The organism is Tepidimicrobium xylanilyticum (assembly GCF_900106765.1).
Taxonomy (GTDB): domain Bacteria; phylum Bacillota; class Clostridia; order Tissierellales; family Tepidimicrobiaceae; genus Tepidimicrobium; species Tepidimicrobium xylanilyticum.
The window spans coordinates 1-5422 of the sequence record NZ_FNNG01000031.1; the positions used below are offsets into that span (position 1 = coordinate 1).

A 5422-nucleotide genomic window follows, 5' to 3' on the forward strand; every position below is an offset into this window, starting at 1 on the left:
TAGAGATATTTAGTCTTCTTGGTGGAGGCTAAAAATCTAAATATATAAACCTCCATTATGCAAATATTAATTTGTATAATGGAGGTTTTATTATTGGCAATAGATTATTATTAAGAATATTAAGCACAAGTGAATAATGTCCCATTATTATGCGCAAAAAGGGATGAGCTTTGTTATTTTCCAATAGTCTTTTTATTGTTCATTATAAGGTGGGGTCTGAAAAACAAGCATGTTTAGTTTCAATAAATTAATATTATAAAAATCTTAGTCAGTGTAGCTTATATAACTAAAAGATTTAGTTTAGTCAAAATAATTGGCAAAAACCAAAAAAATTAAATTTATCTTGCAAAAAAACAAAAAATGTTCTATAATTTTAGTAAATAATCAAGTAGTCAGAAAATTAAAAATCAACTTAATTATAATTAATAATTGTAAATTCAAAAAATAAAGGAGTTTTAGTATGAAAAAAGCTATTAGAAGAAAAAAGATAATGGAAGTTATACAAGAGCATCCAATTACTACCCCGTCAAATTTAGCTTCAATTTTTGGTGTATCTATTGAAACTATACGCAATGATTTAAATTATCTAGAAGAAATGGGATGGGTTATCAAAGTTCATGGAGGAGTTGCTCCTGCTATGCAAAGGGGAGCTGAAGTTCCATATGACAAGAGGGAAACAGTAAATATCTTTGAAAAAAAACAAATAGCTAAAGAAGCATTAAAGTTGATTAAGCCAGGAGATTCAATAGCATTAGGAACAGGAACAACTGTTGAAGAACTAGCAAAATTACTAGTAAATAGACAAGAAGTTACAATTATTACACCATCAATAAATATAGCAAATATCTTTGCTAATGACCAAAAAAGTAGGGTGTTTTTAATCGGAGGGTGGTTAAGAAAGGAGGATATGATTCTATATGGAAGTTATAGTTTGGATATGATAAGAAATTTTTATGTTGATAAATGTTTCGTTAGTTCAGCAGGAGTATCTAGTAAATATGGAGTAACGGACTATTTTGAGGGTGAAGTGGAAGTAGTAAAAGAATTAATAAACATATCTAAAGAGGCATATTTACTGGCGGATAACAGTAAGTTTGGCAATGTAGCTTTACTGAGCATTGCACCTGCTAATACTTTTGATGCAATAATTACTGATGACAAAAGTTCTGTTGAGGAAATAAAGAAGTTAAGGAAATCCAATATAGATATAATCGTAGTAAACAATGATAGACAAGGAGATGAGTAAAAATGTTAAAAAACTACTTAAACGAAAATTGTATTTTATTAAGACCTGAGGTTGATGATAAATTTAAGCTTTTAGGGAATATGTCAGATTTATTGATGAGAGAAGGTTATGTTACTGAAGATTTTGGACAAAGGGTTATAGAGCGAGAAAAAGTTTTCCCTACTGGGCTTCCTATGGAGAAGGTTGGGTTTGCAATTCCTCATGCTGATGTAAAATATGTTAAAAAATCTGGATTATGTATAGCTATTTTAGATAAGCCAATTAGTTTTTTTAGAATGGATGACAATAATGTGGCGATAGACATTGATTTTGTAGTTATGATAGCTATGAAAAACCCTGATGAACAATTAAAGACGCTACAATCCTTAATTGATTCTTTTAATAATATTGAAGGTTGGCTGGAACTTAGGAGGGTTTCTAGGGTACAAGAGGCAATTGAAAGGTTAAAAGAATTGTTCAAATCTTTTAGCCCAAATTAATGTTTGTGTCTATTATATTGATAATTTTTATATACATTACTTTTATTATGAATTTTTGTAAAGAAAGGGGGGAGAAAGATGATAAAAGTGCTAGTGGTTTGTGGGACAGGAGGTATTACTTCTTCAGTAGCGGAAAAAGAAATTCAAGAGGAGGCTAAAAGAAATGGAATAAGTATAACTACATCTAGGTGTACACCTTTAGAAGTTAATTCAAGAGCAAGAGATGTTGATTTGATAGTAAGTACTACTGTACTTAATGATGACTATGGTGTACCCATAATAAACGGATTACCTCTCATCACGAAGATTGGGAAAGATAAGGTTTTATTAGAAATAATGGATTTTTTAAAAAAAATCGATAAAGGAGTGTAGTGTATGACAACCTTCATGAATATTATTAATTTTATTATGGATGCTGGAGCACCAATTTTTATGCCCATCATAATAACTATTTTAGGTTTAGTATTTGGACAAAAAATTGGTAGGGCTTTTAAGAGTGGTTTGCTTGTAGGAATTGCATTTATTGGTATCAATTTGGTAATTGATCTACTCTCGGGTTCTATAATGACTGCTGTAAATGAAATTGTTAGTTTATATGATTTTAAACTAACAGCAGTAGATGTTGGTTGGCCTATTGCGGCTTCCATAGCATGGGGCAGTGGAGTTATTGTGCCAATAATATTAATTGCAGTATTTGCTACCAACATAATTATGCTTGTTTTAAAATGGACAGACACATTGGATGTAGATATTTGGAATTATTGGCAAGCTTTATTCGTTGGTGGAGTAGTCCATATGCTTACTGGCAATATGGTATTGGCGGTTTTAGGTGCATGTATAGGTATGGGGATAATATTTAAAGTAGCAGATTATACACAACCCTACGTAGAAGAATTTTTCAATTTACCTGGTATATCAATTCCTCATATAGAATCAACGGGTTGGGCTTTAATAGGGATACCATTAAATAAGTTAATTGATAAAATACCCGGAATAAATAAAATAGATTGGTCCCCTGAAAGTATTCAGAAAAAATTTGGTTTGCTTGGAGAACCTGTTGTACTAGGTATTTTAATAGGTTTAGTTTTAGGACTTATAGCAAGGCTTGATGCTAATTCTGTTTTAAATACTGCTATATCCACTGCGGCCGCTATGTACTTATTACCTAAAATGATAGGTGTATTGATGGAAGGATTAACACCAATTTCAGAATCAGCTTCAGAATTTATGCAGAAAAGATTTAAGGATAGAAAGATAAACATAGGGCTTGATGCAGCAGCAGTAGTTGGACATCCTTCAATAATTGCAACTGCATTACTATTAATTCCTACAACGTTAATTCTTGCTATCATACTTCCAGGGAATATCACCTTGCCATTAGCTGAATTAGGTGGACTTGTATTCTTTATTGTTTGGGCTGTTGTACCGTCAAAAGGAAACATCTTTAGAGGATGGCTCATAGGAACATTATTTATGATACCAATACTTCTCATTGCTTCTGATTATGCACCAGCTATGACACAACTTGGTAAACAAGTTGGTTTTCAATTTCCAGAAGGGGCAAGTATGGCAACCTGTTTATCAATTGGCTCACAATGGATAACATGGGTTATTTATAAAATATCTATGTTAATAGGCGGTATTTTTTAAAATTTTCTTTGAAAGGATGATTAATTAGATGAAAGCAGCAATATGGTATGGACAAAATAATATCGAAGTAAAAGATATTACTGAACCTAAGTATAAAGAAGGCGATCTATTGTTACAAGTAATATGTTGTAATATATGTGGTTCAGATATAAGGACATATAGACATGGTTCTAATAGTATTAAACCAGGAACTGTATTAGGTCATGAGTTTGTTGCCAAAGTTATAGATGCAACCAATTGCGATGGTTTTTCTGAAGGAGATTTGGTAATAGCTTCTCAAGACATTCCTTGTGGAGAATGCTGGTATTGTACTAATGGCTATGAAAATGTTTGTGAAAATAAGCTTGAAATAGGAAAGGATTTCCAAGGGGCTTTTGCAAAAAAGATAGTATTACCGGAAGTTATTTTAAAAAAGGGTTGGGTTAGGAAATTGGATTCTCAAATATCTATAGATGCTGGCTCACTAATAGAACCTGTTGCATCTTGTCTCCACACACAAAAGTTGTTGCCTCCAAAAGAAGGAGATAATGTAGTCATAATTGGTGCGGGTCCTATTGGTTGTATGCATGGAGAATTAGCTAAGCATGCTGGAGCAGATAAAGTAATAATGGCAGATCTTTCAAGTTCCAGATTGGAAATTGCAGAAAAGTTTAATTTTGATAAGTATATTAATTCAAGTAAAGAAGATTTAGTGCAAGTGATAAGGGAAATGTTTCCCTTTGGAGTAGATAGAGTTATTTCCGCTAATCCTTCTGTAGATGCTGTAAGACAAGCGGTTGAAATGGTTAGGAAAAAAGGAGTAGTGATAGCTTTTGGAGGTTTTCCTAAAGCAAATTACATGGTTGAACTGGATGGAAACAGAATCCACTATGATGAAGTAGTTGTAATTGGTTCTTATGCTTATAGTAGGGAAGAATGTGATGAAGCAATGGATCTAATCAGAAAAGGGGCAATTAGTGTTGACAATTATATTTCAAGGAGATTTCCTTTGGAAGCCATAGAAGAGGCGATGGTATTAGCCACTAAAGCAGAAGTAATGAAGATTCAAATTAGATTAGATTAAGACAAGAGAAAACTCTTATCAATAAGCTCATTATTAGGAAAATTGATAGAGGTTGCGTAGCTTTGTTTAGTAAAAAAAGGGGAAAGCTACGACCTCTATCACTATAATTAGTATCTTATAAGTTGAGTAAAATGTCAAATTTAATTATATTACACAAGGAGGAATCTACAATGCTTTTAGAAAAGGAACGTGCGCAAATCGTAGAAATCGGGAAAAAATTAGTGGAAACTGGGTTAGTTACATTGTCATGGGGGAATTTGAGTATAAGGGATGAAGCCTCAAACTTAATCGCAATTTCTCCAAGTGGAGTAGACTATACAACATTAAAGAAAGAAGATGTTGTCATTATAGATATAGAAGGAAATGTTGTTGAAGGGAATTTAAATCCATCAAGTGAAACTCCCATGCATCTATATATTTACAAAAACAGAAAGGATGCACTAAGTATAATACACACTCATTCAACATATGCTACAGCTATTGGCGTTGCAGATGAGGAAATACCTTTAGTCATAGGAGAATTAGCGAATGCTTTAGGTGGTAATGTTAGAACTACAAATTATGCTGCTGAAGGAAGTATTGAACTTGGAGTAGAAGTTGTTAAGGCTATGGAAGATAGAGCCGGTGCACTAATGAAAAACCATGGGGTTGTGACTATAGGTAGAACATTAAAAGATGCTTTTTTCAATGCTATGGTTGTAGAAAATGCTGCCAAAATATATTTTATTGCAAAATGTTTGGGCAAATATACTACTATATCTGATGAGGAAGCAAAAAAATTACATGAAGAGTTTTTGAAAGGCTATAAATATACTATATAATTTTAACTTAATTTGTTAAATTCTAATGTTATATAGATTATGGTTATATAGTCTAAAAAAATACAGAAGGTGATAAAATGAGATTTCCAGATGGGAAACTGCTAGATATAGACTTGACTAATGGAGAAATAAAGAAAAAAGTTATACCAGGAGAAGTATATAG

Annotated in this window: 6 protein-coding genes; all 6 read left to right on the forward strand. The window is 32.2% G+C overall.

Translation table 11 applies throughout. The annotated features are described in order from the left end of the window. The first annotated feature begins 460 nt into the window (after nt 1–460). On the forward strand, nt 461–1246 hold the full coding sequence (locus tag BLV68_RS15070; RefSeq protein WP_093755240.1) for a DeoR/GlpR family DNA-binding transcription regulator: 786 nt from the start codon (nt 461–463) through the stop codon (nt 1244–1246). A 2-nt stretch (nt 1247–1248) separates the two neighbouring features. Next, nucleotides 1249–1725, forward strand: coding sequence for a PTS sugar transporter subunit IIA (locus BLV68_RS15075; protein ID WP_093755242.1), 477 nt, complete (start codon nt 1249–1251; stop codon nt 1723–1725). A gap of 78 nt (nt 1726–1803) precedes the next feature. Continuing rightward, nucleotides 1804–2097 carry a PTS sugar transporter subunit IIB gene (locus BLV68_RS15080; protein WP_093755244.1) on the forward strand — a complete coding sequence of 98 codons (294 nt, stop codon included), beginning with the start codon at nt 1804–1806 and terminating at the stop codon, nt 2095–2097. A gap of 3 nt (nt 2098–2100) precedes the next feature. Further along, the gene (locus BLV68_RS15085) at nt 2101–3375 is read left to right on the forward strand and encodes a PTS galactitol transporter subunit IIC (protein ID WP_093755246.1); all 1275 of its coding nucleotides are present in this window, start codon (nt 2101–2103) and stop codon (nt 3373–3375) included. Between the two features lie 28 nt (nt 3376–3403). Then, complete coding sequence (locus BLV68_RS15090) at nt 3404–4438, forward strand: zinc-binding dehydrogenase (RefSeq protein WP_093755248.1); 1035 nt, start codon at nt 3404–3406, stop codon at nt 4436–4438. Nucleotides 4439–4608: 170 nt separating this feature from the next. Beyond that, nucleotides 4609–5259, forward strand: a complete 651-nt coding sequence (locus BLV68_RS15095) for a class II aldolase/adducin family protein (protein WP_159428728.1) — start codon at nt 4609–4611, stop codon at nt 5257–5259. The last annotated feature ends 163 nt before the right edge of the window (nt 5260–5422 follow it).

Coding starts and splice junctions, on each gene's coding strand:
- BLV68_RS15085 (WP_093755246.1), top strand. CDS start 2,101: ATGACAACCTTCATGAATATTATTAATTTTATTATGGATGCTGGAGCA.
- BLV68_RS15075 (WP_093755242.1), top strand. CDS start 1,249: ATGTTAAAAAACTACTTAAACGAAAATTGTATTTTATTAAGACCTGAG.
- BLV68_RS15095 (WP_159428728.1), top strand. CDS start 4,609: ATGCTTTTAGAAAAGGAACGTGCGCAAATCGTAGAAATCGGGAAAAAA.
- BLV68_RS15080 (WP_093755244.1), top strand. CDS start 1,804: ATGATAAAAGTGCTAGTGGTTTGTGGGACAGGAGGTATTACTTCTTCA.
- BLV68_RS15070 (WP_093755240.1), top strand. CDS start 461: ATGAAAAAAGCTATTAGAAGAAAAAAGATAATGGAAGTTATACAAGAG.
- BLV68_RS15090 (WP_093755248.1), top strand. CDS start 3,404: ATGAAAGCAGCAATATGGTATGGACAAAATAATATCGAAGTAAAAGAT.